A 26,981-nucleotide genomic window follows, 5' to 3' on the forward strand; every position below is an offset into this window, starting at 1 on the left:
CACGCGCCGGCCCCGGCCCGCACCGGCCGGGGCGGGCGCTCCCGGATCCTGAGCGGCACCTTCCGCCGCGCCCCAGAGCCTGATACGGAATGCCCGTGACCTCCTCCCCCGCAACGCCCCCGGCCTCCTCCTTCGCTCCGGACTCGCTGGTCCTGAACCGCAAGCTGCCGCTCTGGTACCAGGTCTCGCAGTCCCTGCGCGCGTCGATACTGGGCCGCGCCCCCGACGCCTCGCTGCGGCTGCCCACCGAGGAGCAACTGGCCGCGCACTACGGCGTGAGCGTCCTGACGATGCGGCAGGCACTGAAGGAGCTGGAGGAGGAGGGCCTGATCAACCGGCACCGGCGGCGCGGCACGTTCATCGAGCCGGCCGCGCGGCGGGGCGCGCCGGTGCGGCTGCTCGGCTCGATCGACGCGATCGTGGCCCAGCAGTCGGGCGAGCCGACGACGGTCCTCGGCCACGGTCCGGCGCCCGTGCCCGGGGAACTCGCTGAGTACTTCCCCGACTGCGACGCGGTCGTCACCTACCGCCGCCTGCGCCGCGACGGCCGGACCGGCGAGCCCACCAACTGGGCGGAGAACGCGGTCCGCCCGGACCTCGCGGCCGGGATCGACGTGTCCGACCTCGAACGCTGGCCGATGACGAAGGTCCTGCGGGACTCGGTGGGGGTCCGGATCAGCCGCATCACGGACACGGTGGAGGCCCGCCTGGCCGACCCCCTCACGGCAGAACTCCTGGAGGTCCCCCTCCTGTCCCCGATCCTGCACTACACGGGGGTGTCGTACGACGCGGCGGGCCGAGTGGTGGACGTGGCCCGAATCCGCTACCGGGGCGACAGGTTCTCGTTCTCGGTAACGGTGGAGGCGCGGTAGCTCCGCCGGACCCGGGGTTCACCTGCGGGTGCGCTGTGACTGGCCGCGCCCCCCATGCCCGGAGTTCACCCGCAGGCCCGGTGGGGGCTGGGCGCGCAGTTCCCCGCGCCCCTTTGGGCCCGGTGTTTGTCTGCGGCTGAGTGGGAGTTGCTCGCGCAGTTCCCCGCGCCCCCTCTGCCGGTGGCCATCCGCGGGCCGTCTGTGGCTGGGCGCGCAGCTCCCCGCGCCCCTACCTGAGGGGCGCGGGGAACTGCGCGAGAACCACCCACGGTCCGCAGATCCAGAGGGTTTAGGGGCGCGGGGAACCGCGCGAGCAACCCACCACCGGGCCGCGGGCAAAGTCCGGGCCGGAGAGGGGCGCGGGGAACTGCGCGGCCGGCCCCCACCGGCCCGCGGGTGAATCACGTACCCCAGGAGGGGCCCGGCCCGGGGGGGCCGACCCCGTGTTCGGGGACGGTGGGCTACGCCGGGGCCCGGCAGCCCGCCGACAGCATCGCCGCGATCAGCTCCGGCGCGATCGCCCGCGAGTACAGCCACCCCTGCCCCGTATCGCAGCCGATCCGCCGCAACCGCCCCGCCTGGTGGGACGTCTCGACGCACTCCGCCGTCACCTTCAGACCCAGCCGGTGCGCCAGTTGCACCAGCGCCTCGACGATCGTCTCGTCGGCGGGGTTGGGGTGCGTGCCGCCCTCGTCGTACTGGAAGCCCCGGACGAACGAGCCGTCGAGCTTGAGGACGGAGACGGGGAGGCGGGACAGGTACGCCAGGTTCGAGTAACCCGTACCGAAGTCGTCGATCGCGATCCGTACGCCCATGTCGGACAGGGCCTGGAGGGCCTGCAGCGGGCGGCCCGCCGAGCCCATCACGGCGGACTCCGTCAGCTCCAGTTGCAGCAGGTGCGGCGCCAGCCCCGTCTCGGCCAGGATCTCCGCCACGTCCGCGACCAGGTCGGAGTCCCAGACCTGGCGCACGGCCACGTTCACGCTCACGAAGATCGGCGGCACCCCGGGGTGCTCGATCTGCCAGCGGCGCGCCTGCCGGCAGGCCGTCCGCAGGACCCAGCTGCCGAGCTGGACGATCGAGCCGTCCTCTTCCGCAATTCCGATGAACCGATTCGGCGCAAGTGTGCCGAACTGCGGATGGTTCCATCGGACAAGCGCCTCGACGCCCTCCACGACCCCGTCCGCCATCCCCACCAGCGGCTGGTACTCCAGCGCGAACTCGCCCCGGTCCACGGCCGGCCGCAGCGTCGAGGAGAGTGCCTGACGGGTCATCCGGTGCGCGTTGCGCTCCGGGTCGAAGAGCGTCCAGCGGGCCTTGCCGTCGGCCTTGGCCCAGTACAGCGTCGTGTCGGCGTCCTGCATCAGACCCGTCGCCGTCGTCCCCGCGACCGCCCGCTCCACCACGCCGATCGACGCCGAGACCGACAGCCGCTGCCCGGCCAGGTCGAACGGCTGCTGGAGCACGGCCAGTACGGACTTCGCCAGGTCCGCCAGCTGCTCGGTCCCCGTGGAGTCCTCGACCAGGACCGCGAACTCGTCGCCGCCCAGGCGCGCCACCAGGTGACCGCCGCTGCGGGCGTAGCCGCACTGGTCGGCGCAGTGCGTGAGGCGGGCCGCGACCGCCGACAGGAGCCGGTCGCCGATGCGGTGGCCCAGGGTGTCGTTGACGGCCTTGAAGCCGTCGAGGTCGAGGTAGCAGATCCCGATCCGGCCGGTGCCGCCGCGCCCGTACGTGGAGGCCTCCATCGCGCCCGCGAGCCGTTCGAAGAACAGCGTGCGGTTGGGCAGCCGGGTCACCGGGTCGTGCATCTGGAGGTGGCGCAGCCGCGCCTGGAGCTCGCGGCGGTCGCTGATGTCGGTGATCGAGAGCAGCGCGCCGGTGCTGTCGCGCACCGGCGAGACGGTGACCTCGGCCCAGAGCGAGTGCCCGTCGGGGTGTTTGAGGCGGCGGGTGCAGCGGAAGCGGGAACGGCTGCCGCTCAGCACGTCCTGGTAGATGTGCCAGGTGCGGGCGTCGGCGGCGAGGTCGACGAGGTCGGCGGCGGCCTGGCCGCACAGCGCGGCGGGCTCGGAGCCGAGCAGTTCGGCCAGCGCGTCGTTGACGGCGGTCACCGTGCCGTCCCGGTCGACGACGGCCATCGCCAGATGGGCCGCGTCGAAGGCCGCGCGGTAGTCGCGCGGCTCGGCCGTGGTGCGTCCGACCGCGTGACGTTCGGGCGGCCGGACAATGGGCTGCTCAGGCCCGTCCTGATGACGCTCTGTGACCGGTGGCCGCATGGTCCCGGGGGCTGCTCCCGGTCCTTCGGGGGTTCCGCTCACCGCTCGCTCCCGCTGTGCATTCGAGTCGTACAGAGATGTGGTCGGGGCCGTCGGCCGAGTGGAGGACAGCCGCCCGGGGCTGAATCCACGCAGGAAAGTGTGCCGATCATAGAGGCAGGCGCAACGGCCGATCCAGCTCCACGGCCGTGATCATGCGCACCCGGGAGCAGAGGCCGATCGTTTCTGCACGCGCCTGGCCAGGGGCGATTCTCGTGTGACCGATTGTGACTTTCTGTAAGGCGTCGGGGTGTCGGGCTGGTGTCGGGCCCCTCACCCACCTGGGGCAGCGGAACAGGGCGTAATCACACAAACCACCACAAGGTGGGTGAGGTGTCCCGCATTCCGTACCCGGAGGTCGACGTGGAGCGTCAGCTGACACCCGGGGGAGTGGAGCGTGCCCGGCTGCGCAGTGCCGCCGCCGCGCTCACCTCCCTGACGGCGGTCGCCGCCACCACCCTCGTGGCCGGCCCCGCCGTGGCCGCCAAATCCGCGATGCCCTGCGCCCTGCCCCGTACCGCCGCACACCACTCGCTGGGAGTGGACACCTGGAACACCGCCTATCCGCGCCCGGTGCGCACGCTCAACGCGGTGATGGTCTTCCTCTCCTTCCCGGACTCCTCGCCCGTCGCCGCCCCGAAGGACCTCGCCACTGACTACTTTCCCGCTACCAGCGACTTCTTCACCCGTGCCTCGTACGGGAAGTTCCGGCTGAAGGCCGATGCGCGGCCGCAGTGGGTGAGGATGCCGAAGCCGTCCACCGCGTACCGGATACAGCGCGACTGGGACGCCGACCGGCGCACCGAGTACCTGCGCGACGCCGTCACGGCCGCCGACCCGGGCGTGGACTTCTCCGCGTACGACATCGTCTACCTGGTCGCCGACCCGGACGCGCCGGGCGTCGACTCGGACGCCACCAAGGTCGTCAACTTCGATCAGCCGCTGCGGGTCGACGGGACGGACCTCAAGCGGGTCGTCACGGTCTTCGAGCAGCACCCGCCGGACCGCAACGTGCTGGCCCACGAGACCGGCCACGTCTTCGACCTGCCGGACCTCTATCACCGCCCGATGGACGGCAAGGGCGACTGGGACACGTACGTCGGCGACTGGGACGTGATGGGCAGCCAGTTCGGGATGGCCCCGGACCTGTTCGGCTGGCAGAAGTGGAAGCTGGGGTGGCTGGACCGGCGCCAGGTGGCGTGCGTGGCGACGCGCGGGTCCTCGCGCCTCACCCTGGCGCCGCTCTCCGAGTCGCCCGCGCGGGTGGGCCCCGGCGGGGTCCGGCTCGCGGTCGTACGGACCTCGGAGGACAGTGCGGTCGCCATCGAGGCCCGGGACACGGCGGGCAACGACCGGACGACCTGTACGTCGGGGCTGCTGATCTACCGGGTCCGCGGTGGGTCGGCGTCGGGGACCGGCCCCGTCGAGGTCCTCGACACCCACCCGGACTCGGGGGCGTGCTGGGAGCACTCGGTCTACCCGGCGCTCGCGGACGCGCCGCTGAACGTGGGCGAGACGTTCACCGTGCCGGGGGACGGGATCCGGATCGAGGCGACGGGGCGGACGCGGTCGGGGGGCTGGACGGTGCGGGTCACGCCGTAGGCGGGGTCCGTCGCTCCGAGCGCACGAAAAGGCCCCCCGCTTGCGCGAGGGGCCTTTTCCGTCTGTGCGCCGCCAGGGACTCGAACCCCGGACCCGCTGATTAAGAGTCAGCTGCTCTAACCAACTGAGCTAGCGGCGCCTGCTGACGTCGTAGACCTTAGCATCCTGATCGGCGGGAGGAAAAATCGATAAGCGCCGGTCGGCGGGGGCGGTGTCCCGGGCCGCCCGGACGCACGCCCAGAGCAGTACGTCGGGGCCCGGGAGCCAGGGGTGCCGGGTGTCCGGGGCGACCAGCCAGCGGGCGGCGCCGGGGTGCTCGGGGCGCGCGAGGCCGGGCACGGTGACCGCGTCGCCGGTGCCGTGGCACAGCAGCGGCGGCACCTCGGTCCACTCCTCCCAGTCGAGCAGGGCGGGCAGCCGGTGGGCGGTGCCGGGGGCGGCGAAGAGCAGCATCCGGCCCCGGTGCTGGGCGACCGGCCCGGAGCCGGCGCCCTCGCCCCACAGCCGGTCGAGCATCCGGCGCCCGAAGACGGCGGGCACGTTGACCACGTCGAAGGCCGAGCCGCAGGGCAGCACCACGGGTGCGTTCGGCCGGTCCTCCCACAGTGCGAGGGTGCTGCGCGGATACGCCCCGGCCGAGGCCAGCCAGGCCGCGCCCTCGGGAGTCACGTCCCCGGCTCCGTCACCGTCACTGTCACCGTCACGAGGGAGCGGGGCCTCGTCGCGCTGCATGATGCTCATACGCACTAGATCTACGGCTCTGGGCACCCCAGGCTGGGACGATTACGCGAAACCGGGACAGGGTGGGGCGGGGAGGAGTATCTTGCGCGGCCCATGGCATATGCCGGGCGATTCTGTGCCCGGCGCCCGTCTGCGGGCCGGTGGGTGGCTGGTCGCGCAGTTCGTCGAGGCGCGCGTCCTGCCCGTACCGCCGTCGGCCCGCCGCCCCGCCTCCGTACTCGACCACCGGGAAGAGGGCCCGGACGGCCAGCTGGCCCTCCTCTGAGCGGGACCGGCCGGAGGCGACCCGTGACAAAAGTGCCCTGTACACGATAAGCACGGCTCCTATGAGCACTCCCCAGCCCCTCCCCCTCGACGGGATCACGGTCGTCGCCGTGGAACAGGCCGTCTCCGCCCCGTTCGCCACCCGCCAGCTCGCCGACCTCGGCGCCCGGGTGATCAAGGTCGAGCGGCCCGACGGCGGTGACTTCGCCCGCCACTACGACACGGCCGCCCGCGGCCTCGCCTCGCACTTCGTCTGGTGCAACCGGGGCAAGGAGTCGATCGCCCTCGATCTGAAGGACCCGCGCGGACTCGACATCCTGAGGCGGCTGATCGCCGGGGCCGACGTGTTCGTGCAGAACCTGGCGCACGGGGCCGCCGCGCGGATGGGCCTGGACGCGGCCACCCTGTGCGCCGCGCACCCCAGGCTGGTCGCGGTCGACATATCGGGGTACGGCGCCGACGGCCCGTACGCGCACAAGCGGGCGTACGACATGCTCGTCCAGTGCGAGGCCGGTCTGGTGTCCGTGACGGGGACGCCGGAGCAGCCCGTGAAGGCGGGGGTCCCGGCCGCCGACATCGCCGCCGCCATGTACGCCTACTCGGGCGTCCTCGCGGCGCTGCTGCGCCGGGGCACGACCGGCCGGGGCGGCCCGGTGGAGGTCTCGATGCTGGATTCCCTGGCGGAGTGGCTGGGCCATCCCCTGCACCATGTGATGCACGGGGGAACGGAACCGGCGCGCACCGGGGTCGCGCACGCCGTCATCGCCCCGTACAACGCCTATGCGACGGCGGACGGCCAGGTGCTGCTCTCCGTACAGAACGACCGCGAGTGGCGGAGGCTGACCGAACAGGTCCTGGAGCGACCGGAGTTGGCCGTTGACCCGGCGTACGCGACCAACACCGCGCGGACCGCGCACCGGGCGGCGACGGACAAGGCGGTCGGGGAGGCGCTGGCCGGGATGACCGCCGCCGAGGCGCTCGGGCGCCTTGAGGCGGCGGGCATCGCGTGCGCCCGGCTCAACACGGTCACGGAGGTGGCGGCGCATCCCCAGCTGGCGGCGCGCGACCGCTGGCGGGAGGTGGACTCGCCGGTGGGGCCGCTGCGCGCTCTGCTGCCGCCGGTCGTCCTGCCGGGCGGCGCCGAGCCGAGGATGGGTGCGGTGCCCGCACTGGGCGAGCACACCGAAGCGCTGCTGCGAGCCCTGGGGATGACAGAGGAGCTGACAGCAGCGCTGCGCCGGGACGGCGTGATCGCCTGAGTGGGTATCAGAAGGTCACTGGGTTCTCAGGACGCCGGGACGCCGGTTACTCGGGGGAGTCACTGATCGTGAGCTGGAGTGGGCTTCAGCCGCGGCTGCCGAAGAGCGAGCGGCGAAGGCGCCGCAGCGGGGCGAAGAGCGAGACGCGGGCGCTCTTGCTCCTCCGGCGGTGCGCGGCGTCACGCGAGGTCAGCTCACGCATCAGCAAGGTCGCCTCGGCCGACTCCCGCAGCGGGACGGCGGGGCCGCCCAGCACCGAGAGATGGCGGTCGAGCCGCGAGCTGGTCGCACTGCTCCCGCAGGTGATGGCAGGCACTCGCGCCCTGCTGCGCACTGTTATCTGTTCCATGTCACTCCCCACCCATACGAGGGCACCCGGCCCCGGGCAGGGTAACCCTATCGCCCTCGCATCACACTCGTGTATCCCGGTGGTGGGATTCACCTCTCCCGGGGAGGGGTTGACAGAGGACCCCGATTACTCTCCGAATATGCCTGATTCCAGGGCGAGTTGGACAACGCGTCAGAAGGGGACGCTACCGCGCTGACCTGAGCTAACGTGGTGAGGATCCGCGGTTGTGGTCGTGCCGTCCACGAGGAGGCCCGCCAGTGAGCGAAGTGCCGGGCAACGAAGAGCGCGTGATCGGGGGCCGCTACCGACTGCTCTCCCCGCTCGGCCGCGGCGGCATGGGCGAGGTGTGGCGGGCGCGCGACGAGGTACTGGGGCGCGAGGTCGCGGTCAAGGAAGTGCGGGCGCCCGCCGGACTGGACTCGCCCGACGAACAGCGGCTGTACGCACGCCTGGAGCGCGAGGCCTGGGCGGCGGCCCGGATCTCGCACCGCAACGTGGTGACGGTCTACGACGTGGCGACCCACGAGGGCCGCCCCTGGATCGTGATGGAACTGGTGCGCGGACTCTCGCTCTCCGACGTACTGGAGGCGGACGGGCCGCTGTCCCCGCAGCGCGCCGGGCACATCGGCGCCGAGATCGTCGCCGCCCTGCGTGCCGCGCACGACGCCGGGGTCCTGCACCGCGACGTGAAGCCCGCCAACGTGCTGCTCGCCAACGACGGCCGGGTGGTCCTCACCGACTTCGGGATCGCCATGGTGGCGGGCACGTCCACGCTCACCATGACGGGCGAGGTGATCGGCTCACCCGAATTCCTCTCCCCCGAACAGGCGTTGGGGCGCACCCCGGGGCCCGCCTCGGACCTGTGGTCGCTCGGGGTGCTGCTGTACGCGGCGGTCGAGGGCAGCTCGCCGTTCCGCCAGGCCACCCCGCTCTCCACGCTGCGCGCCGTGGTCGACGAGGAGCTGCCGCCGCCGCGCCGGGCGGGCGCGCTCGCCCCGGTGATCGCGGGGCTGCTGCGCAAGGACCCGGCCGAGCGGCTGTCGACGGAGGAGGCCGAGCACCAGCTGCGCGTGGTGGGCGCCGGCGGTGAGGTGCGGGAGGTTCCGCCGCCGGACCCCGGGCCGTACGGCACACCGACGGTCGCTTACGGGACGCCGGGGGCCGGGGGGACGCCACCGCTCCCGACCCGGGTGGCGCCGGGGGCGTTCGGCCCGACCACCGCCGATGCACCGGGTGGACCGCCCGACCGGCAGAGTCGCGCGGGAGTGGTGCTGCTGGTGGGGGCCGTCGTCCTGCTGCTCGCGCTCGGCGGGCTGGCGTGGGCCCTGGCGCACAACGACGGGGGTGGAGGCGGCGGCGACACCGCGGGCACGCCCTCCGCGCCGGGCCCGGTCTCGCACTCCACACCGCGGAGCAGCGACGCCACCACCAAGAGCCACAGCGCCACCGCGGACACCAGTGACACCCCCAGTCACAGCGCCGGCAGCTCGCCGCCGCCCGCACCGTCCGTGAAGGTCTCCCTCAAGAAGGTTCGCGGAAGTTACGAGGGAACGTGCCCGCCGCCGGAGGACGCGGCTCCGGCCGTGGTCGCCACCTTCACCGTGGGCCGTACGCCGGTGGACGTCCAGTACCGCTGGGTGACGGCGGACGGGGAGTCGTCCGACCCGGGCTGGAAGACGCTGAGCTTCGGGTCCGGCGATCCCAGGAGCAGGCAGGTACAGCACGTCGAGACGGGGTACGAGGCGGAGAAGACCGTGCACAACGCGGTGCAGCTGGAGGTGCGCTCGCCGGTCGCCGCGAACTCGAACTCGGTCGCGTACTCGGTCACCTGCACGGAGAAGACCCCGACGGGCGGGGCCTCCTCCTCGTACACGGAGCCGGCGGACGGTGGCTCGGGTCCGCCCGCCGGCTGAGTGATGCCGGGCGGGGATCAGGCCGCGTTGGCGAAGGTGGGCAGGTAGGCGCCGGACTGACCGGCGGCGGTCGGGTGGTAGGACTCGCCGATGTTGGTCCAGACGAGGCTGTTCAGCCACGAGTTGCTGGAGCAGATCTCGTGGTTGGTGAAGGGCGGGACGACCGAGGCGAAGGTGTAGCCGTGGTCGGCCGCGCGCTTGGCGGTGACCGTGTTCAGCTCGTCCGCGGCGCCGTTGATCGCCGCGCGCGAGGTGTCGCTCAGCCCGCCGAAGCAGCTGCCGCCGATCTTGTAGAAGTGCGGGTAGCCGATGACGACGACATGGGCGTTGGGCGCCTTGGCTCTGATCGCGTCGTAGACGGAGTCGAGCTTTCCGGGCAGGACGGTGTCGGCGTAGGTGCGCGCCTGGTTGATGCGGTTGATGCAGGTGGACTGCGAGTACAGGACGCAGGTGGTCATGACGTCGGAGAAGCCCGCGTCATTGCCGCCGATGGTGATCGAGACGAGGTCGGTGGAGGAGTTGAGCGGGCCGAGCTGATTGGCCGTCACATCGCCTGTGACGGCGCCGGAACAGGCGGTGAAGGCGAACGAGGCGGGGGCGTGGGACGCCGCCCAGAGGGACGGGTAGGCCTTGGGCGAACGCTTGCAGGAGCCGCTGGAGCTGTCGTACGTACCGGTTCCCACTCCTGAGGAGTAGGAGTCGCCGAGCGCCACGTAGTCGGTGCCCGCGGCTTGGGCGTGGGTCGCGGCACTGGCCACGCCTGCCCCGGTGAGGGCGAAGGCTGCGGTCAGGAAGATCGACGACACATAGGCCGTCATACGGGAGAGCTTCATGTGGGGGCCTCCTAGTGCGGGATATCCGCCACAGATGTCGTACCAGCGAGTAGGGATCACCGGAAGTGGACATGCCAAGACCTTTCAGAAATCCGCTCCAACGGGGGAAACCCCTGACCCTGACTTCCCGTCAATTGACCTTCACCGCACGGAACTTCACTGCACGCCCCTTGCCTTGACGGCCCTCCTGGGGGTGCGCCACATTGAAGCCTCGCTCCCCCACGCAGAGGATCAGAGTGGCCCGGACGGCATCGGCCCCACGGGGTCCGCGACATGACAGGTCATCGGTTCACGCGGACCTGGCGGCGGTGACGGCCGGCGCCGCGCTCGCCGTGTCCGCGGCCGGTGCCGTACTCGCGTACATTCCGCTGGATTCACCCCTGCGCGCGCCCCTGGCGCTGTTCTTCTTGATCGCCGCCCCCGCCGAGGCGCTGGTTTTCGCCTTGCGCCGACTGGAACCGCTCGCCCGTATCGCGGCGTCGTTCTCTGGGGCGCTACTCATCGATCTGGTGATCGCCGAAATCATGGCGCGTGCCCATGTCCGGTCCCTGCGCGGCGAGATCATCGCAGTCGCCTTGATCAGCTTTCTTCTTTTCCTTGCGGGAACAGGAGTAAATAACTCCGCAAGCGACCGGTCGAGAAAGGTCAAAAACCCAAAAACGTGAGGCCTCGTTCCAGGTCTTGCCATACGGTCCCAATCATCAATACCGTCTTACATCCACCCGCATCGGTCCATCACGCACAGCGGCACCAGGGGAGGGCTCAAGCGCCGCGATGGGTGCCGGAGCGGGGCGCGCTAGGGGGGTACCGTGCTCGGTCTTCGTGCGTCGTCGACCGGTCGCGGGCCGCGCGGACAGCAAAGCCACTCACCCGACACAGCACGGATCGCAAGACCGTCATGGCGGAATGCCAGCCCGTCATGACCGGGGTGAGAACCCCCCTTTCGTCACCGGAAACTCAGCCGGACCGCCCGGGGGCGGGCGGTCCACCGGACGAGAGGGACAGAGACTCCATGAGCTCTTTTGTGCGCCCGGAAAGCCGGGAGCAAGATCCATCGGTCGCAGCGCCGGACCGGGGTGCGGCCGGCGAAACGACCGTCGAGATGACCGCCGAATCCGCCACGCGAATACCGGCCTTTCCCGCGCAGTTCCGCGCGGTCTCGCCCAATCTCGCGATCGCGCCGCCGGTCAGCGTCGTGATCCCCGCGATGAACGAGGCGGAGAACCTCCCGTACGTCTTCAAAACGCTTCCGGACTGGATCCATGAAGTCGTTCTGGTCGACGGGAACTCCACCGATGACACCGTACGGGTCGCCCGCGAACTGTGGCCGGACGTCAAGGTCGTCAAGCAGGTCGGAAAGGGCAAGGGAGACGCCCTCATCAGCGGGTTCGCCGCCTGCACCGGCGAGATCATCGTGATGGTCGACGCGGACGGCTCGGCGGACGGCGAGGAGATCGTCAGCTATGTGTCCGCCCTGGTCGGCGGCGCCGACTTCGCCAAGGGCTCCCGCTTCGCCAACGGCGGCGGCACGGACGACATGACGCCCGTCCGCAAGCTCGGCAACTGGGCTCTCTGCGGCATCGTCAACCACAAGTTCGGCGCCCGCTACACCGACCTCTGCTACGGCTACAACGCCTTCTGGAAGCACTGCCTCGACAAGATCGTCCTCGACTGCAGCGGCTTCGAGATAGAGACCCTGATCAACATCCGGATCGTCAAGGCCGGTCTGCGGGTCCAGGAGGTGCCCAGCCACGAGTACAACCGGATCCACGGCGTCTCCAACCTCAGCGCCGTGCGCGACGGCATCCGGGTGCTCAAGGTGATCCTCAAGGAGAAGGCCGTGCCCCGCAGCCATCGGCGGCCGCAGGCGATCGGCCTCAACGCCAGGCGGGGAGAAGCATCTTGACCGAGCGTCAGATCCCCTGCTTCTCCGTGGTGATCTGCGTGTACACCGAGGACCGCTGGGAGGACATCCTCGCGGCGGTCGCCTCGGTGCGCCACCAGTCACGGCCGGCCCTGGAGACCCTGCTGGTCGTGGACCACAACCCGGCGCTGCTCGAACGGCTGGGCAGGGAGTACAAGGAGTGCGCGGCGGACGGGGAGGTGCGGGTGCTCGCCAACGCGGGCCCCCGCGGCCTCTCGGCGGGCCGCAACACCGGGATCGCCGCGGCGCGGGGCGCGTTCGTGGCCTTCCTGGACGACGACGCCGTGGCCGAGCGCGACTGGCTGCGGCACTTCCAGGAGGGGTACGCCGACCCCCGGGTGATGGCGGTCGGCGGGCGCACCGAGCCTGCCTGGTCCCGCGGACGCCGCCCGGCCTGGTTCCCCGAGGAGTTCGACTGGGTGGTGGGCTGTACGTACCGGGGCCTGCCGCCCGGCCGGGTGCGGGTCCGCAACGTCCTGGGCGGCAACGCCTCCTTCCGGCGCACGGCGTTCGACGCGGCCGGGGGCTTCGCCACCGGCATCGGCCGCGACGGCGACAAACGGCCGCTGGGCTGCGAGGAGACGGAGCTGTGCATCCGGCTCTCACGCGCCCTGCCCGACGCGGTGCTCCTGATCGACGACCGTGCGGTGATCCATCACCGCGTCCCGCCCGCCCGTGAGCACTTCGGCTACTTCCGTACGCGTACGTACGCCGAGGGCCTCTCCAAGGCGCTGGTGGCGCGAAGCGTGGGGGCGGGCAAGGGCCTTGAGTCGGAGCGCCGCTACACGACGAGGGTGCTCCCGGCCGGTGTCGTCCGGGGGCTGCGCGACGCGGTGCTCGGACGGACGGGCGGGGGTCGCGGTGGCCGCGGCCGGCTACCTGGTCGGCACCCTGCGGGCCCGCCGGGGCGGGACGGTCTTCGAGGTCGCCCCGATCGCGGGCGCCTCGGCCGGGAACGAGGAGGAGGCCGCGTGAGCGCTCCCGTGCCGATCCTGATGTACCACGCGGTGGGCCACCGCGTGGCCGAGGCGGCCTATGGGCTCTCCGTCTCGCCGGAGGCGTTCGCCGAGCAGATGGGCGTGCTGGCCGACCGGGGCTTCACCCCGCTCACCACGGCCCGGCTGGCCCGGGCCTGGCGCACGGCGGGGGCGCTGCCGAGGCGCCCCGTCCTGATCACCTTCGACGACGGGTACGAGGGAGTGCACCGGCACGCCCTGCCGGTGCTCGCCAAGCACGGCTTCGCCGCCACGCTCTTCGTCTCGACCGGCTGGCTGCGCGGCGCGCACGAGGAGGGCGGCGCCCTCGACACCATGCTCGACTGGGACCAGGTGCGCGAACTGGCCGCGGCCGGCATGGAGATCGGCGGCCACAGCCACACCCACCCGCAGCTCGACCAGCTCGGCGACGACCGGCTGTGGTTCGAGACCCTGCGCTGCAAGGAGATCGTCACCGAGGAGCTCGGCGCCCGGCCGGTCTCCTTCGCCTACCCCTACGGATACTCCAGCCGCCGGGTGCGCAGGACCGTCCGCGCGGCCGGGTTCGCCCAGGCACTGGCGGTGGGCAACGCACTCGCCGAGCGCCGCCAGGGCCCGTACGCCCTTGAGCGGGTCACCGTGCGGCGCGGGACCGGGACCGAGGAGTTCGAGCGGCTGGTCGAGGGGCGTGCCATCGGCCGCACCTTCGCCCGCGACCGCGTCCTCACCAAGGGGTACGCGATGATCCGCCGGGGACGGCAGGCCGGGCGCGCACTGGCCGGAAGGTGAGCGGCGACGGTGACCGAGGCGACCACCGCCCGGCGGCGCGGGGCGCGTTCCCCGGGCGGCCGTGACGGCACCCCGCTCTTCCGGAACGCCTATGCCCTGATGGTCAACACCGGGATCAGCGCGGTCCTCGGCCTCGGCTTCTGGCTGGTGGCCGCCCGCTACTACACGGAGGACGCGGTCGGCCAGGGGTCGGCGGCCATCGCGGCGATGAAGTTCCTCGCCGGGATCACCGCGCTCACCCTGACCGGGGCGCTGGCCCGCTTCATCCCGGTGTCGGGCGCGGCGACCGGCCGGCTGGTGTTCCGCACCTATGCGGCCGGCGCCTCGGTCGTCGCCGTGGCGGCGGCGGTCTTCCTCCTCACGCTGAACGTCTGGGGTCCCTCCTACCGTTTTCTGCACGGGCCGCTGCACGGCCTCGGCTTCGTCGCCGCCGTCGCCGCCTGGGCGGTCCTCACCCTCCAGGAGGGGGTGCTGACCGGGCTGCGCAGCGCGTTCTGGGTGCCGGTCGGCAACACCGCCTTCTCCACGGTGAAGCTTCTGCTCCTGGTGGCGATCGCCACGGCGCTGCCCACCACGGGCGTCTTCGTCTCCTGGGTGGCGGCCATCGCCGTCTCCGTACTGCCGCTGGGCTGGCTGGTCTTCCGGCGGCTGGTGCCCCGCCATGTGGAACTGACCGCCGCGACCGCGCGACCGCCCGGCCACCGCGAGCTAGGCCGCTTCCTGGCGGGCGACTACACGGGCTCACTCTTCGCCCTCGCCGTCGTCTATCTGGTGCCGGTGATCGTCGCCTCCCAGGTGAGCTCGTCCGACAACGCGTACTTCTACATCACCGCCACCATCGGCGGCACGGTGGAACTCCTCGCCATCAACATGGGTGCCTCGCTGACCGTCGAGGGCGCCCACGACCCCGACCGCCTCGGCCGCAACGCGCGCGCCGCGCTGATCCGGATGGCCAAGATCGTGGTGCCGATCTGCGCCGCGCTCTTCGTCCTCGCCCCGCTGGTCCTGCGGGTCTTCGGCCAGGGGTACGCGGACCACGCCACGCCGCTGCTGCGCCTGCTGGTGACCGGGGCCCTCCTCCGGGTCGTGATCGAGCTGTACTTCGCGGTGCTGCGCGCCCGCAGCCGGACCGCCGGACTCGCCTTCCTCCAGGGCGCGTTGTGCGTCCTGGTGCTCGGCTCGACCCTGGCGCTGCTCCCGCCGATGGGTCTCACGGGTGTGGGCATCGCCGAGGTCGCCAGCCTCGCGGTGATCGCGGTGATCGCGTCGGTGAAGCTGTACGGGGTGCTGCGGGCGGGGACGGGGCCTGCCCCGGACGACCCCGCGCCCGCACCCGAGCCCGGTGCCGCCGGGCTCGGCGGCTGAGCGCGACCGCACGCGGCGACCGGGGCTCGGCAACCGGGCCGGGCCGCCGCTCAGCGGTCGAGCCAGCGCACCTCGTATGCCGCCAGCGGGATCGACCGGCCGTCCATACGGGCCTGGACCGCGCGGTCCAGGGTGTTGACGACGAGGGCGGTCCTGCCGCTCGCCAGCGCCCGGACCCCCGGTATGTCGCCGGCGGTGCTCCCCGCCTTCTCGTACCGCGTACCCGGCGGGAACTCCTTGGCGAAGCGGGAGACCAGTCCGTACATCGGCAGCGCCGCTCCCCCGTCGGCCAGTTGGGTCGGCTTCCACAGACAGCCGGGGCACCGCGCGGTGGTCTGCTGGGGGCTCCAGTAGAACGCGGTGGTCGCCCCGCCCCGGGCCATGGCGATCATCGCGGTGGCCTGGGCGGCGACCCGGCGCTGCTCGCTCCAGCCCGAGTTCTCCGGCTCCACGTAGTACTCCGTCCACCACAGCGGCAGTCCGCCCGACTGCTCGCGCAGCCAGCGGCCGACGTCGGTGAACTTGTCGAGCGCGGTGAAGGCATCGGGCAGCGCCTGGTCGTCGCGGGTGAACCCGGCGCCGTCGACGGCCACGAAGTCGGCGCCCTTCTTGTGCGCGTTCCAGTAGGTGAAGGCGTCGAGCACCCGTCGGTCGACCGAGCCCCAGGGCCCCTTGAGCTCGGAGGCGAACTGGGTGTCCGCCGGGGCGTAGCTGTCCATGACCAGATAGGGGCCGCCCACCCGGTTGTCCTCGTCGACCTTCTTCAGCTCGTCGTAGACGAGGTTGTAGAGCCGGGTGTACCCCTCGTAGTTCCAGCGCTGGCTGGTGTCGTCGAAGAAGCCCTTGAACTCGTTCCACACCACGAAGTGGCGCACGTCCGGATAGCGCCGGGCGACGGTCGCGGCGAGGTCCGCGAAGTCCTGGTAGTGCGCCGCGAGGGGCGCGGACTCCAGGGACTTGAGGCTCCAGTCGGTGTGCTCCGCGCCCGGCTTGCCGCCCTTCATCCAGTCGGGCGCGCAGCAGAGCGTGATCACGGGGGTGGACCCGGTGGAGCGGATGAAGGCGATGCGCCGGTCGAGGTCCGAGAAGTCGTACACCCCCGGGGAGGGCTCCGGGTTGCCCGCCCCCCAGCCCATGATCGCCTGGTCCTGTGGCACGGACTGCCCGGACAGGAGCTCGCGGGCGCGCGCGACGGCGTCGGGGGTGCCGCTGTCCGCGCTGAACTGGGTGTGCGTGAAGCCCCAGCCGAGCTCGGGGTCGTCCCGGGCGGGGCCGGTGGCGCCGCCGGAGCCGGACTTGCCTTCGGAGGGGCCGCCCGTGGAGCCGCTCATGGCGAGGACCAGCGCGAGCACGGCGGCGACGAGGCCGAACAGTGCGGCCGGAGCCCATACATGACGACGCATCACGATCCAGCCTATCGACGAACGTTGCCTTTCGGATGTTTTCCCAACGAACACTCATGGAACGTCCCGCCCCCGCCTCCGGTTCCCGCCCCGGCCCAACGGGACAAAACACCGTGCGCGGCGGGGCGTGTTGCCGGATCATGGAAGCCATGTCCGCGAACCCTGAAGCCACGCTGCCGATCCGGCTGAACGTGGACGACAGCGACTCCCCGTCCGATGTGGTCGACGCGCTGTTCCTCGGCCGGTTCGCCACGGGCGAGCAGCCTTTCTCGCACAGCTCCTCCATCGACCGGGTCAAGAAGGGCGTCAGTCTGCTGCCGCCGGGTGCCACCGTGCTGCGCGCGGCACGCGACGACGACCGCAGCGCCACGCTCGCCGAGGGCGACGGCTGGACCCTGCTCGTCTCCCGCTGGAACCGGGGCGCGGACGTCACGGTGACCGCGACCAGCGAGGACCTCGCCGAGAGAGTGCTCAAGCAGGCCACCGAGGGCGCGGAGGACGAACCGGAACCGGTGCCGGAGAACGTGACGATGGGCTTCTGGTACGTCTCGCCGCGCCGCGGCCCGCACCGCACCACCCGCCAGATCGCGGCCGGCACCTGGGAGGAGGTCCGCCCCAACTACACGGCGCCGGTGGCCGAGGCGATGGACCGCCTGATGAAGGTGACCCCCGACGACATCGCGGGCCGGCTGCTGCTGCTCCACGGCCCGCCGGGCACCGGCAAGACCTCGGCGCTGCGCACGCTCGCCCGCTCCTGGCGCGACTGGTGCCAGGTCGACTGCGTCCTGGACCCCGAGCGCCTCTTCAACGACGTCGGCTATCTCATGGACATCGCGATCGGCGAGGACGACGGCACGGCGAAGGGCCGCTGGCGGCTGCTGCTCCTGGAGGACTGCGACGAGCTGATCAGGGGCGAGGCCAAGCACACGGCGGGGCAGGCCCTGTCGCGCCTGCTGAACCTGACGGACGGCCTGCTGGGCCAGGGCCGCAACGTCCTGGTGGGCGTCACCACCAACGAGGACCTGGAGCGACTGCATCCCGCGGTCGTCCGCCCCGGCCGCTGTCTGGCCCGTATCGAAGTCGGCCCGATGACCCGCCGCGAGGCGGTCACCTGGCTGGGCACGGAGGAAGGCGTCGGCCGCGAGGGCGCCACACTGGCCGAGCTGTTCGCCCTGCGCCGCGGCACGACACCGCCGAACGTCCCGGATCCCCGGGAGAGCGCGGACGCGGGGTTGTACCTGTAAGGGGCACCGCCCGGCTCAAGGGGCACCCGGCCGACCGCCTACGGCTTGGGGCTCGCGGCCGAGTGGCGGTCAGTCGCCGTACACCGCTCGCACGGCGTCCGCCACCGCCGCCTGCGCCGCTTCGCGGCCGAGGCCCAGACGCCGTACCTCCTCCGCGTACGTCCGGGCGGCCGCCGCGGCCCGGCGTTCCGCCGCGTCGCCCGCCGCCGCGACGAACGTACCGTTGCGGCCGCGCGTCTCGATCACTCCGTCCGCCTCCAGCGCGCGGTAGGCCTTGGCCACGGTGTTGGCGGCGAGCCCGAGCTCCTCGGCGAGGCCGCGCACGGTGGGCAGCTTGTATCCCACGGGCAGCACCCCCGCCCGGGCCCGCTCGGCGATCTGGGCCCGCAGCTGCTCGTACGGCGCGCTCGCGGCTTCCTGGTCAATGGCGATCTTCAGGGTCACAGACCGATTCTGCCCCTCCCTCGCGCGGGGCGAAAATGGGAGGCACCCGCCGCGGCCCCACGCGTAACGTCCGACTCCCTGACCGTGACCCGCGCTACGGAGATACGCAATGTCCACGAACTCGGCCGAGCCCGGCTCCCTCCTCACCGTCACCCTGGTCAAGGCAGGACGCACGAAGATCGGTTACCCGGCGTCGGTGGTGTCCGACGACGGCGTCCGGCTCACGGTCAGCGCCCCCTGGGCGGCCGACGGCGTCCGCGACTTCGGGTTCGTCCGCTTCGAGCCGGGCGACGTCTTCACCGAGCACTACTGGCGGGACCGCTGGTACGCGGTGAAGGAGGTACGGGCGGCCGACGCCTCGCTCAAGGGCTGGTACTGCGACATCACCCGCCCCGCCGTGGTGGGCGACGGAGCGGTGGTCGTGGAGGACCTGGACCTCGACCTCTGGGTCTCCGCCGACGGAGACACCGTGCTCCGCCTGGACGAGGACGAGTTCGCCGAGAGCGGCCTGGCCGAGAGCGACCGGGAGGCGGCGGACCGCGCGGTACAGGCCCTGGACGAGCTCGAACTCCTCGCCAGGCTGGGCAAGTTCACCGCACTGATCGACTAGCGGTCACGGCTGGAGGGCTTCCTCGCGGTAGACGACTTCCTTGCGGTAGTGGAAGCGGTCGTACGGCCCGTCCACCCGCCGCTCCACGAACTCGTACCCGAGGCGCGGATACAACCGGCGGTTCTCCCACATCTTGGCGTTGGTGTAGAGCCGCACCTCGGGCAGCCCGAGCCGGCCGGCGTGCGCCTCGGCGTACGCGAGCAGCCGTCTGCCGAGCCCCGACCCCTTGGCGTCGGGGTGTACGGCCACGGAGTCGAGGAAGAGGTGGTCCGCCTCCGGAACGAGCACGAGGAGGCCGACGACCGGATCGCCCGTCACGAAGACCCGCCCGGCCGCGACGTTCGCCCCGTGGTCGTCCTCCATCGGCGCGGGCACCACGCCGATGCGTTCCACATAGTGCCCGTACGCGGCGTCGGTCACCTCCTTCACGCGCGCGATGTCGTCGTCGGTGGCGAGGCGGATGTCGTCGTAGGGGTCTGCGTCGATGACGTCGGGCGTGAGGATCATGCGGACACGTTACGGTCCGGGGCCGCCCGCGCTCCGGCCCGGGCGGCCGGTTTCCGTGGCGGGCGGGGCCCGTTCTTAACCGTCTCTCAGTCGTCCCTTAACGCGGCCATAAAGATCGCCATCCCCCGCTCCCAGCAGCCGATTTCGCGGTTTCCGGCGGCTAGCGTGCTGCACGCCCACCCCGTGCAGCACCGAAGGAGAACGTCACGATGACCGCTCGTCGCAAGGCCGCCACCGTCGCCGCCCTGGCCATGGCGCCGCTCGCGCTGACCGGGCTCGCGGCCGGTCCGGCCGCTGCCCACGGCTCGATGACGGACCCGGTCAGCCGGGTCTCCGCCTGCTACGCCGAGGGGCCCGAGAGCCCCCGCTCGGCCGCCTGCAAGGCGGCCGTCGCCGCCAGTGGGACCCAGGCGTTCTACGACTGGAACGCGGTCAACATCGCCAACGCGGCGGGCAGGTCGAAGCAGATCATCCCGGACGGCAGGCTCTGCAGCGCGGGCAACGACAAGTACAAGGGACTCGATCTGGCGCGCGCCGACTGGCCTTCCACCAAGCTGACCGCCGGGCACCACACCTTCCGCTACAAGGGAACGGCCCCCCACAAGGGCACGTTCGAGCTGTACGTCACCAAGGACGGCTACGACCCCGCCAAGCCGCTGAAGTGGTCGGACCTGGAGTCCACGCCGTTCGCCAAGGTGACGAACCCGCCGATGCGGAACGGCGACTACGTCTTCGACGCCACCCTGCCCGCCAAGTCCGGCCGCCACCTCGTGTACTCGATCTGGCAGCGCTCCGACAGCCCCGAGGCCTTCTACACCTGCTCCGACGCGGTGTTCGGCAAGGACAGCGGCGGCTCCGGATCGGCCCCGGCCCCGACGGCTTCGGCGCCGACCCGGCAGCAGGTCGAGGACGGCGCCGCCAAGTCGACGGTGGAGCACCACGGCCACGGCGACGACGACGCGAAGACGGGCGCGGGCGCACCGGCACGGCAGGCCGCCGACAAGGGCGGGCAGCGGAGCGGCGGGCAGCCGGGCGAACAGGTCGGCGGCAAGGAGCGGTCCGGCAACCAGCCGCACCCCGACGGCGCCGACGCGTACGCCTCGTACCGCCCCGTCATGGTCGTTCGCCCGCCATCGCGAAGTCCCCCCGGACGTCAAGGCGCAATGCAGCCACGCGACCGGATCAAGTCAAAGGCTGAAGAAGCCTCCCCGAAGCCCGTGGGGTGGCCGCCTCGTCTGTCGTACGGGCGTCAACTGTCGCCCCACGGCCCGCGATACCGCGCACGCACACCCCAAGACTGTGGCCGGATTAGTCATCTGACAGGTGTTCGGATCCGGCAATACTCGGGACTGGGCGATCCGTCCCGATACCTACGTCCGGAGGCCGCAGATGCCCCAGACCAGTGTTCCCGCAACCGCCGTGCTCAACGCCTGGCTGTCGGGCGCCGAGAGTGCGTACGGTCAGTCCAACCCCGCCGGGCCGCTCTATGTCGGTGGCGCCGCCGCCGAGGCCGCGCTCACGGACCCGAGCGACTCCCTCTACGGCTTCTGCTCCAGCCCGACCGGCTCGCGCGGCAGCTGGTGTTGCTGATCACCAGAGCGTGTCCCCGCGGAGTTCGCTCCGCGGGGCGCGCCTCCTGACCGTCCTGCGGTGGCGCGCCTGCCAGGGGCGCTGCCGCTGAGTGACGTCCGGAGACAGGAGAGTACGAAAAGGAGTGGGGAACCGCTCACCATGCCGCAGTGCGTGTCCGTCTGAGGCTGGTCGGGCGGTTCCCCGCGCCCTGTGCGGCACCCCGGGAGCGCCTCGACGGCGCCGACGTGCGACGGATGGGAAAGGGGCGGGACGTGGAGGGTTCGGCGCCGGAGAAGAGGGACGACGAGGCGGAGTGGTTCGTCGGCCCGGTACGCAACATCGCCCGCCCGTGGCGGGAGGAGCTGGCCCGGCGACTGGCCTCGGTGGACGCGCTGGAGCGCACGGAGCGGGACACCCTGCTGGAGGCCGGACACACCGCTCTGCTCGGGTCCCTGCACGCGAAGCTGTCCCGGCTGTTCCTGATCGAACTGCACGCCCTGCGCATGGCGGAGGGCGGTGGGCGCGCCGACGCGGGCGCCGGACCGGACACGGAGATCTGGGCGGCGTTCATCGAACAGGCCGACGACGAGGGCTATCTCGACCGGCTGGCCGACCGGTATCCGACGCTCGGGCGGCGCATCGCGTCGGTGGCACGGCTGTCGGTGGCGGCCACGGCCGGTTTCGCCGCACGGCTCGCCGCGGACCGTGAACTGCTGCGGCCGCTGCTGGGCGCACCCGCGGGGGAGATACGGGCCGTCGAGTTCGGCGCGGGCGACAGCCATCGGGGCGGACTGACGGTCAGCCGGGTCGACTTCGACGGCGGCACCGTCATGTACAAACCCCGCCCGTCCCAGGCCGATGTGGCCCTGGGCGAGCTCCTGGACGAGCTGTTCGCGGACTTCCCCGACGCCCCCGAATCCGGCGAACGCATCCGTGTGCCGCGGACGTTGGTGCGCGACGGGTACGGCTGGTCCGAGTTCGTACGCCACCGCTACTGCGCCGACGACGGCGAACTCGCCGCGTTCTACCGCAACGTCGGACACTGGCTCGCGGTCCTGCGCTTCACCGGCGGCACCGACATGCACGCCGAGAACATGATCGCGGCGGGGCCGGTACCGGTGATCGTGGACGCGGAGACGCTCTTCGACGCCCCCGCGCCCTTCCCGGCCAGTGGCCGGGGCGACGCGGTGGACGTGGCGGCGGCGGCCATCCGCCGCACGGTGCTGCGCACCGGACTGCTGCCCGTGCGCGGCACCGGCTTCGCGCTGGGCGGGGTGGACATCTCCGGGGTCGGGGCGCTGCCCGGCCAGCAACCGCTCATCCCCCACCCCGTGATCGCCGACGGCGGCACCGCCGCGGCCCGCTTCGAGGTGGACCTGGTGGCCATGCCCACCGCGGGCAACCACCCCAGCCCCACCCCGGTGCTGAGCGCCTACTGGGACCGGATCCTGGCCGGGTTCCTGGAGATGACCGCGCATCTGCGCAGGCCCGGGACCGACCCGTACCGGCTGCTGCGCCGCTTCGAGGGCGCCCGGGCGCGGCGGATCCTGCGGCCGACGCAGGCGTACGTGGACATCGGCCGGATGCTGTGGCACCCCGCGTCGCTGCACGACGAGGCGGGTGCCGTCGAGCGGGCCCGGGACATCCTGCGGCGCAACGCCGAGGTGCTGCCCGGCGCGCCGACCGACCGCGCGGCCATCGACGGCGAGATAGCGGAGCTGCTGGCCGGGGACGTACCGATGTTCACGTTCACCGTGGACGCGGCCGTCGTACGGGCCACGGTAGAGGACTGGCACACCGCCGATCTGCCCCTTGAGGAGTCGGTGATCCAGGACGCGCTGGTGGGCGCGTACCTCAACGAGCGTTCCCTGCCGCAGCGGGTGCAGGCCGCCGCCCGCGACCCGCATGCCCGTGACCGCGAGCGGCGGCGCCGCGACCTGGCCGTGCAGATGGTACGCAGGCTGTGCGACGGCGCGGTACGGGGCGAGGACGGTACGGCCACCTGGATCAGCCCGGTGTTCACCCCGGCCGGGTGGTCCATCAGGGTGCTGCCCGCCGACCTCTACACCGGGCAGGGCGGTGTGGCGCTGACGCTCGCGGAGTACGTGACCGAGGCACGGGCGGGGCGGGCGGACGAAGTGCCGGGTGTCACCGAGGCGTTCGAGGGTGCGCTGCGGGTGCTGATCAGCACCGAGGACCGGACCCCGACGCCGTCGGCCGGTGCGTTCAGCGGTGCGGCGTCGCAGGTGTGGACGTGGCTGGCGCTGCACCGGGTGCTCGGTGAGGACTGGCTGGTGGAGCGGGCGGCACAGCGCGCCCTGCTGCTCGCGCGGGGCCGTTTGATCGAGGACGACGTGGAGGTGGACCTGCTCAACGGGGCGGCCGGGGGAGTGGTTCCGCTGCTGAATCTGGCCGAGGCGACCGGGCAGGACCGCTGGCTCGACGCCGCCGCGCACATCGGCCGCCGGCTGTCCGGCCTCGCCGCCGTCGACGCGAGCGGTGCCCGCTGGACGACCCGGCTCAACCCCGAGGGCATCGGAGGCTTCGCCCACGGCGCCACCGGCATCGGCTGGGCGCTGGCCCGGCTCGCCCTGAGCGAGGCGGGTTCCGCCGTCGAACGCCGCGGCTGGAAACACCTCGCCGAACGGGCCTTCGCCTTCCAGGAGTCGCTCTACCGGCCCGAGGAGGGCAACTGGCTCGACGTGCGCGTCGGCGCCGAGGAGGACTTCTTCACCAGTTGGTGCCACGGCAGCGCGGGCGTCGGCATCGCCATGCTGGATCTGCACCGGCGCACGGGCGATCCGGCGCACCTCGACATGGTCCGGCGCGCCGCACGCGCCTGCGTCGCCGAGGGCTTCGGCTGGAGCCACACGCTGTGCCACGGCGACCTGGGCCTCTGGGAGTTCCTGACCTCCCTGGGCCTCGGGGACGCCGATGACCTCGACGGTGAGATCCTCACCGGCCTCGAACAGCGCGGACCGGTGGGGGGTTTGGCCCGCGAGGCGTTCTCGCCGAGCCTGATGTCCGGCCTGTCCGGGGTGCTCCACACCCTTCTGCGGATGCACCCCGGGGCCACTCTGCCCAATCCCCTTCTGCTGGACTGACGGGGTGGGACGGCGGGTTGGACAGCTCAGCCGATGCGGTTGCCGCAGATGTTGATCGGGAAGTCGATCACGACCTGGATCAGATTGCCGGAGAGGAAGCCGGGGGAGTCGGAGACGGATCCCTCGGCGTAGGCGCCGCCGTGGTTGGTGCACCCCGACCCGTCGTGGTCGTCGTGGTCATCGCGGTTGTCGCGGTGCCGGTCGTCGTACCCGCCGTACCCGTGATCCGGGCCGTGGTCCCCTGCCATGGCGGGGGCGGCGGAGCCGAGGGTGAGGGCGGTGCCGACGACAGCGGCGAGCAGATACTTCTTGGCGTTGGTCATACGGCCATGAAAACCGGTGGCGTCCGATCCCGCGCGCCGGGATCGGAGGTTCACTCGCTTGCCCGAAGCGGTCGGCAAACGACAAAGGCAAGGAGGTCATGCGCTCCTTGCCACTCTCAATGTATAGCGCACCGGGGGGCTTGCGGCAAGGCCCCCGTCATACCGCAGAATCACTCAGCGAAGCCAGGACCTGCGGAAATGAGAAGACTTTGATGATCGACGTGGTCATTGCCGGCGGTGGACCGACCGGTTTGATGCTCGCCGGTGAGCTGCGACTGCACGGTGTGCGGGTGGTCGTGCTGGAGAAGTTGGCCGAGCCGACCAAGCAGTCCCGGGGGCAGGGTCTGCACGCACGCAGCGTCGAGATGATGGACCAGCGCGGCCTGCTGGACCGCTTCCTCGCGGTCAGTGAGAAGTACCAGGTGGGTGGTCTCTTCGGCGGCATCATCAAGCCGTGGCCGGAGCGGTTGGACACGGCGCACCCGTACGGCGTCGCCACCCCGCAGCCGGTCACCGAGCGGCTGCTCAACGAGCGCGCCCTCGAACTCGGCACCGAGATCCGCCGCGGCTGCGAAGTGGTCGGGCTGAGCCAGGACGAGGAGGGGGTGACCGTCGAGCTGGCGGACGGCACCGAGGTGCGCTCGCGCTACCTCGTCGGGTGCGACGGCGGCCGCAGCACCGTGCGCAAGCTGCTCGGTGTCGGTTTCCCCGGCGAACCCGCCACGGTGGAGACGCTGGTGGGCCAGATGGAGGTGACCGAGGACCCGGCGACGGTCGCCGCCGTCGTCAAGGAGGTCAACAAGACCCAGCTGCGGTTCGGCGTCACCCCGCCCGACGCGGACGGGGTGGTCCGCGTCGTCGTACCCGCCGACGGGGTCGCCGAGGACCGTGCGGCCGAGCCCACCCTCGACGATTTCAAGCAGCAGCTGCGGGCGTACGGGGGCACCGACTTCGGTGTGCACTCGCCGCGCTGGCTGTCCCGCTTCGGCGACGCCACCCGGCAGGCCGAGCGCTACCGGGTCGGCCGGGCGTTCCTGGTCGGCGACGCGGCGCACATCCACCCGCCGACCGGCGGCCAGGGGATGAACCTCGGTGTGCAGGACGCGTTCAACCTCGGCTGGAAGCTGGCCGCCGCGGTCAAGGGCTGGGCGCCGGAGGGGCTCCTGGACAGCTACCACACCGAACGGCACCCGGTGGGCGCCGCCGTGCTGGACAACACCCGTGCGCAGATCACCCTGATGGGCGTCGAGGCGGGGCCGACGGCGCTGCGGGAGCTGTTCGCGAAGCTGATGGACTTCGAGGAGGTCAACCGGTACGTGACCGGGATGATCACCGCGGTCGAGATCCGCTACGACTTCGGCGAGGGACATGAACTGCTCGGCCGACGGCTGCGGGACGTGACGCTGAAGCAGGGGCGTCTGTACGAGCTGATGCACGGAGGACGCGGACTGCTGCTCGACCAGACCGGCCGGCTCTCGGTGGAGGGCTGGGCGGACCGGGTCGACCACGTCGTCGACGTCAGCGAGGAGTTGGACGCGCCCGCCGTACTGCTGCGGCCGGACGGCCATGTGGCGTGGGTGGGTGACGACCAGCAGGATCTGCTCGCCCAGGTGCCCACCTGGTTCGGCGACGCCGGCTGACGGCGCCCCGCCCGGTGACGGGAACGCCGCCTGCGCGATGTGCGGCCGGGGTGCGCGGTGTGGCCGCGCGCCCCGGCCGGTCCGTCCTACGGCAGGAAGTACATCGGGTTGGGGATCTTGTACGTCTTGTCGGCGTGGCCGCCCGAGAGGTCGGTGTACTGGTCGCCGAGGTTGGCGACGATGCGGTAGCCGAGGCTCTCGATGTGCCGGCGGGTGCCCGCCTTGTAGTCGACCGTGGAGCACGTCCACGTGGGCTTGCCGCAGCTCAGGTAGGCCGGCGGGTTGGCCTTGTCCTTGAGGAAGAAGTGCGCGCTGTCGACCGGGACGGCATAGCCGGCCTTGGTGAGGTTGATGGCGCTCGCGTCGCGCTGCGAGACGTCGCGGCCGGTGAGGAAGAAGACGGTGACGCCCTTCTTGGCCGCGTAGTTGACCAGGTCGGGCATGCCGAACACGGCGATCGACTGCGCGCTCTGGACGTACGTGTTGAAGGCGGTGGCGTTGTACGCGAAACCGTTCTTCTTCTCGTAGTCGTAGGTCAGCAGTGTGGTGTCGTCGACGTCGAGGACGATGGCGGGCTTACGGCCGTCCCGCTCCGGGTGCTCGGCCGCATGCGTTATCTGGCGCTTCGCGCGCGCCTCGATCGAGGCGACCTGCTTGGCGTAGTTGCTGGTCGGGGAGGCCTGGTAGGCCCCGGTGGAGTCGGGAGCCCCGCCGTAGTAGGCGTTGATCCTCTCCTCGACCTTGGTGATGTTGGGGATCTCCTTGTCGCTCTTCGGGGTGCTGTTCCCCGCGGTGGCCGCTCCGGCGCCGTAGAAGGCGGCGCCGGTGACGGCGAGGGCGGCGAGGGTTGCCGCAGTTTTGGTGACAGTGCGCATGGGCAAAGATCTACGCGCATCACACGCCGCCCCGCCAGGGGGTTTGATCAATTCTT

The 26,981-nt window shown here is 71.8% G+C and carries 22 protein-coding genes, 1 tRNA gene and 3 pseudogenes; 16 read left to right on the forward strand and 10 right to left on the reverse strand.

The window, feature by feature from the left end; translation table 11 throughout:
- The first annotated feature begins 95 nt into the window (after window positions 1-95).
- On the forward strand, window positions 96-872 hold the full coding sequence (locus A8W25_RS04895; protein WP_234386179.1) for a GntR family transcriptional regulator: 777 nt from the start codon (window positions 96-98) through the stop codon (window positions 870-872).
- Window positions 873-1,333: 461 nt separating this feature from the next.
- Here A8W25_RS04895 and A8W25_RS04900 read toward each other — a convergent pair whose 3' ends face one another.
- On the reverse strand, window positions 1,334-3,151 hold the full coding sequence (locus A8W25_RS04900) for a putative bifunctional diguanylate cyclase/phosphodiesterase (RefSeq protein ID WP_067156255.1): 1,818 nt from the start codon (window positions 3,149-3,151) through the stop codon (window positions 1,334-1,336).
- 372 nt (window positions 3,152-3,523) lie between these two features.
- Here A8W25_RS04900 and A8W25_RS04905 point away from each other — a divergent pair, with 372 nt between their 5' ends.
- The gene (locus A8W25_RS04905) at window positions 3,524-4,792 is read left to right on the forward strand and encodes a M6 family metalloprotease domain-containing protein (protein WP_234386186.1); all 1,269 of its coding nucleotides are present in this window, start codon (window positions 3,524-3,526) and stop codon (window positions 4,790-4,792) included.
- 65 nt (window positions 4,793-4,857) lie between these two features.
- Here A8W25_RS04905 and A8W25_RS04910 read toward each other — a convergent pair.
- Window positions 4,858-4,931, reverse strand: a tRNA-Lys gene (locus A8W25_RS04910).
- Window positions 4,922-5,524 (reverse strand): bifunctional DNA primase/polymerase, encoded by a 603-nt coding sequence (locus A8W25_RS04915; RefSeq protein WP_079125827.1) that lies wholly within the window; start codon window positions 5,522-5,524, stop codon window positions 4,922-4,924. Before A8W25_RS04915 ends, A8W25_RS04910 begins: the two co-directional genes overlap by 10 nt.
- Window positions 5,525-5,615: 91 nt before the next feature.
- Here A8W25_RS04915 and A8W25_RS33805 point away from each other — a divergent pair, with 91 nt between their 5' ends.
- Entirely contained in the window at window positions 5,616-5,798 is a 183-nt protein-coding gene (locus tag A8W25_RS33805) for a hypothetical protein (RefSeq protein ID WP_158942380.1), read from the forward strand.
- Between the two features lie 61 nt (window positions 5,799-5,859).
- Window positions 5,860-7,056 carry a CaiB/BaiF CoA transferase family protein gene (locus A8W25_RS04920; RefSeq protein WP_067156258.1) on the forward strand — a complete coding sequence of 399 codons (1,197 nt, stop codon included), beginning with the start codon at window positions 5,860-5,862 and terminating at the stop codon, window positions 7,054-7,056.
- A gap of 85 nt (window positions 7,057-7,141) precedes the next feature.
- On the opposite strand, the gene A8W25_RS04925 is transcribed toward A8W25_RS04920, so the two are convergent.
- Window positions 7,142-7,405: a hypothetical protein gene (locus tag A8W25_RS04925; RefSeq protein WP_067156261.1), complete on the reverse strand. Its 264-nt coding sequence runs from the start codon at window positions 7,403-7,405 to the stop codon at window positions 7,142-7,144.
- A gap of 257 nt (window positions 7,406-7,662) precedes the next feature.
- Between A8W25_RS04925 and A8W25_RS04930 the strand changes: the two genes are divergently transcribed.
- On the forward strand, window positions 7,663-9,318 hold the full coding sequence (locus tag A8W25_RS04930; protein WP_067156264.1) for a serine/threonine-protein kinase: 1,656 nt from the start codon (window positions 7,663-7,665) through the stop codon (window positions 9,316-9,318).
- A gap of 17 nt (window positions 9,319-9,335) precedes the next feature.
- Here A8W25_RS04930 and A8W25_RS04935 read toward each other — a convergent pair whose 3' ends face one another.
- Complete coding sequence (locus A8W25_RS04935) at window positions 9,336-10,151, reverse strand: SGNH/GDSL hydrolase family protein (protein WP_067156267.1); 816 nt, start codon at window positions 10,149-10,151, stop codon at window positions 9,336-9,338.
- 308 nt (window positions 10,152-10,459) lie between these two features.
- Here A8W25_RS04935 and A8W25_RS04940 point away from each other — a divergent pair, with 308 nt between their 5' ends.
- From A8W25_RS04940 to A8W25_RS04960, 5 genes and pseudogenes are all read left to right on the forward strand, one after another.
- Window positions 10,460-10,816, forward strand: coding sequence for a hypothetical protein (locus A8W25_RS04940; RefSeq protein ID WP_067156270.1), 357 nt, complete (start codon window positions 10,460-10,462; stop codon window positions 10,814-10,816).
- Between the two features lie 437 nt (window positions 10,817-11,253).
- The gene (locus tag A8W25_RS04945; RefSeq protein WP_067156273.1) at window positions 11,254-12,057 is read left to right on the forward strand and encodes a glycosyltransferase family 2 protein; all 804 of its coding nucleotides are present in this window, start codon (window positions 11,254-11,256) and stop codon (window positions 12,055-12,057) included.
- Window positions 12,058-12,068: 11 nt separating this feature from the next.
- Window positions 12,069-13,050, forward strand: a pseudogene (locus A8W25_RS04950) (glycosyltransferase family 2 protein).
- A 20-nt stretch (window positions 13,051-13,070) separates the two neighbouring features.
- Window positions 13,071-13,838, forward strand: a complete 768-nt coding sequence (locus A8W25_RS04955; protein ID WP_079125828.1) for a polysaccharide deacetylase family protein — start codon at window positions 13,071-13,073, stop codon at window positions 13,836-13,838.
- A gap of 99 nt (window positions 13,839-13,937) precedes the next feature.
- Window positions 13,938-15,197, forward strand: a pseudogene (locus A8W25_RS04960) (lipopolysaccharide biosynthesis protein); the annotation flags it as partial.
- Between the two features lie 56 nt (window positions 15,198-15,253).
- Here the strand turns inward: A8W25_RS04960 and A8W25_RS04965 are convergent.
- Window positions 15,254-16,606: a GH39 family glycosyl hydrolase gene (locus A8W25_RS04965; RefSeq protein WP_067156278.1), complete on the reverse strand. Its 1,353-nt coding sequence runs from the start codon at window positions 16,604-16,606 to the stop codon at window positions 15,254-15,256.
- A gap of 149 nt (window positions 16,607-16,755) precedes the next feature.
- On the opposite strand from A8W25_RS04965, the gene A8W25_RS04970 reads away from it, so the two are divergent.
- Entirely contained in the window at window positions 16,756-17,850 is a 1,095-nt protein-coding gene (locus A8W25_RS04970; protein WP_067156282.1) for a DUF5925 domain-containing protein, read from the forward strand.
- Window positions 17,851-17,919: 69 nt separating this feature from the next.
- On the opposite strand, the gene A8W25_RS04975 is transcribed toward A8W25_RS04970, so the two are convergent.
- Complete coding sequence (locus tag A8W25_RS04975; protein ID WP_067156286.1) at window positions 17,920-18,294, reverse strand: GntR family transcriptional regulator; 375 nt, start codon at window positions 18,292-18,294, stop codon at window positions 17,920-17,922.
- 109 nt (window positions 18,295-18,403) lie between these two features.
- On the opposite strand from A8W25_RS04975, the gene A8W25_RS04980 reads away from it, so the two are divergent.
- Window positions 18,404-18,904 (forward strand): DUF402 domain-containing protein, encoded by a 501-nt coding sequence (locus A8W25_RS04980; RefSeq protein WP_067156289.1) that lies wholly within the window; start codon window positions 18,404-18,406, stop codon window positions 18,902-18,904.
- A gap of 3 nt (window positions 18,905-18,907) precedes the next feature.
- Here A8W25_RS04980 and A8W25_RS04985 read toward each other — a convergent pair whose 3' ends face one another.
- Entirely contained in the window at window positions 18,908-19,411 is a 504-nt protein-coding gene (locus A8W25_RS04985; RefSeq protein WP_067156292.1) for a GNAT family N-acetyltransferase, read from the reverse strand.
- A gap of 209 nt (window positions 19,412-19,620) precedes the next feature.
- On the opposite strand from A8W25_RS04985, the pseudogene A8W25_RS04990 reads away from it, so the two are divergent.
- The 3 genes and pseudogenes from A8W25_RS04990 to A8W25_RS04995 all read left to right on the forward strand — a co-directional run.
- A pseudogene (locus A8W25_RS04990) lies at window positions 19,621-20,389 on the forward strand (lytic polysaccharide monooxygenase auxiliary activity family 9 protein); the annotation flags it as partial.
- 411 nt (window positions 20,390-20,800) lie between these two features.
- A complete protein-coding gene (locus tag A8W25_RS34710; protein WP_079125829.1) occupies window positions 20,801-21,001 on the forward strand; it encodes a DUF6229 family protein in 201 nt (66 codons plus the stop codon).
- A 149-nt stretch (window positions 21,002-21,150) separates the two neighbouring features.
- The gene (locus A8W25_RS04995; RefSeq protein WP_199831658.1) at window positions 21,151-24,087 is read left to right on the forward strand and encodes a type 2 lanthipeptide synthetase LanM family protein; all 2,937 of its coding nucleotides are present in this window, start codon (window positions 21,151-21,153) and stop codon (window positions 24,085-24,087) included.
- Window positions 24,088-24,113: 26 nt separating this feature from the next.
- On the opposite strand, the gene A8W25_RS05000 is transcribed toward A8W25_RS04995, so the two are convergent.
- Window positions 24,114-24,410, reverse strand: coding sequence for a chaplin (locus A8W25_RS05000; protein ID WP_067156295.1), 297 nt, complete (start codon window positions 24,408-24,410; stop codon window positions 24,114-24,116).
- A gap of 212 nt (window positions 24,411-24,622) precedes the next feature.
- Between A8W25_RS05000 and rox the strand changes: the two genes are divergently transcribed.
- Window positions 24,623-26,050, forward strand: a complete 1,428-nt coding sequence (rox, locus tag A8W25_RS05005; RefSeq protein WP_067156298.1) for a rifampin monooxygenase — start codon at window positions 24,623-24,625, stop codon at window positions 26,048-26,050.
- Between the two features lie 86 nt (window positions 26,051-26,136).
- On the opposite strand, the gene A8W25_RS05010 is transcribed toward rox, so the two are convergent.
- Window positions 26,137-26,925 carry an HAD family acid phosphatase gene (locus tag A8W25_RS05010; RefSeq protein ID WP_067156301.1) on the reverse strand — a complete coding sequence of 263 codons (789 nt, stop codon included), beginning with the start codon at window positions 26,923-26,925 and terminating at the stop codon, window positions 26,137-26,139.
- Window positions 26,926-26,981 lie beyond the last annotated feature (56 nt).

The sequence above is a fragment of the Streptomyces sp. ERV7 genome, from assembly GCF_001653515.1.
GTDB lineage: Bacteria > Actinomycetota > Actinomycetes > Streptomycetales > Streptomycetaceae > Streptomyces.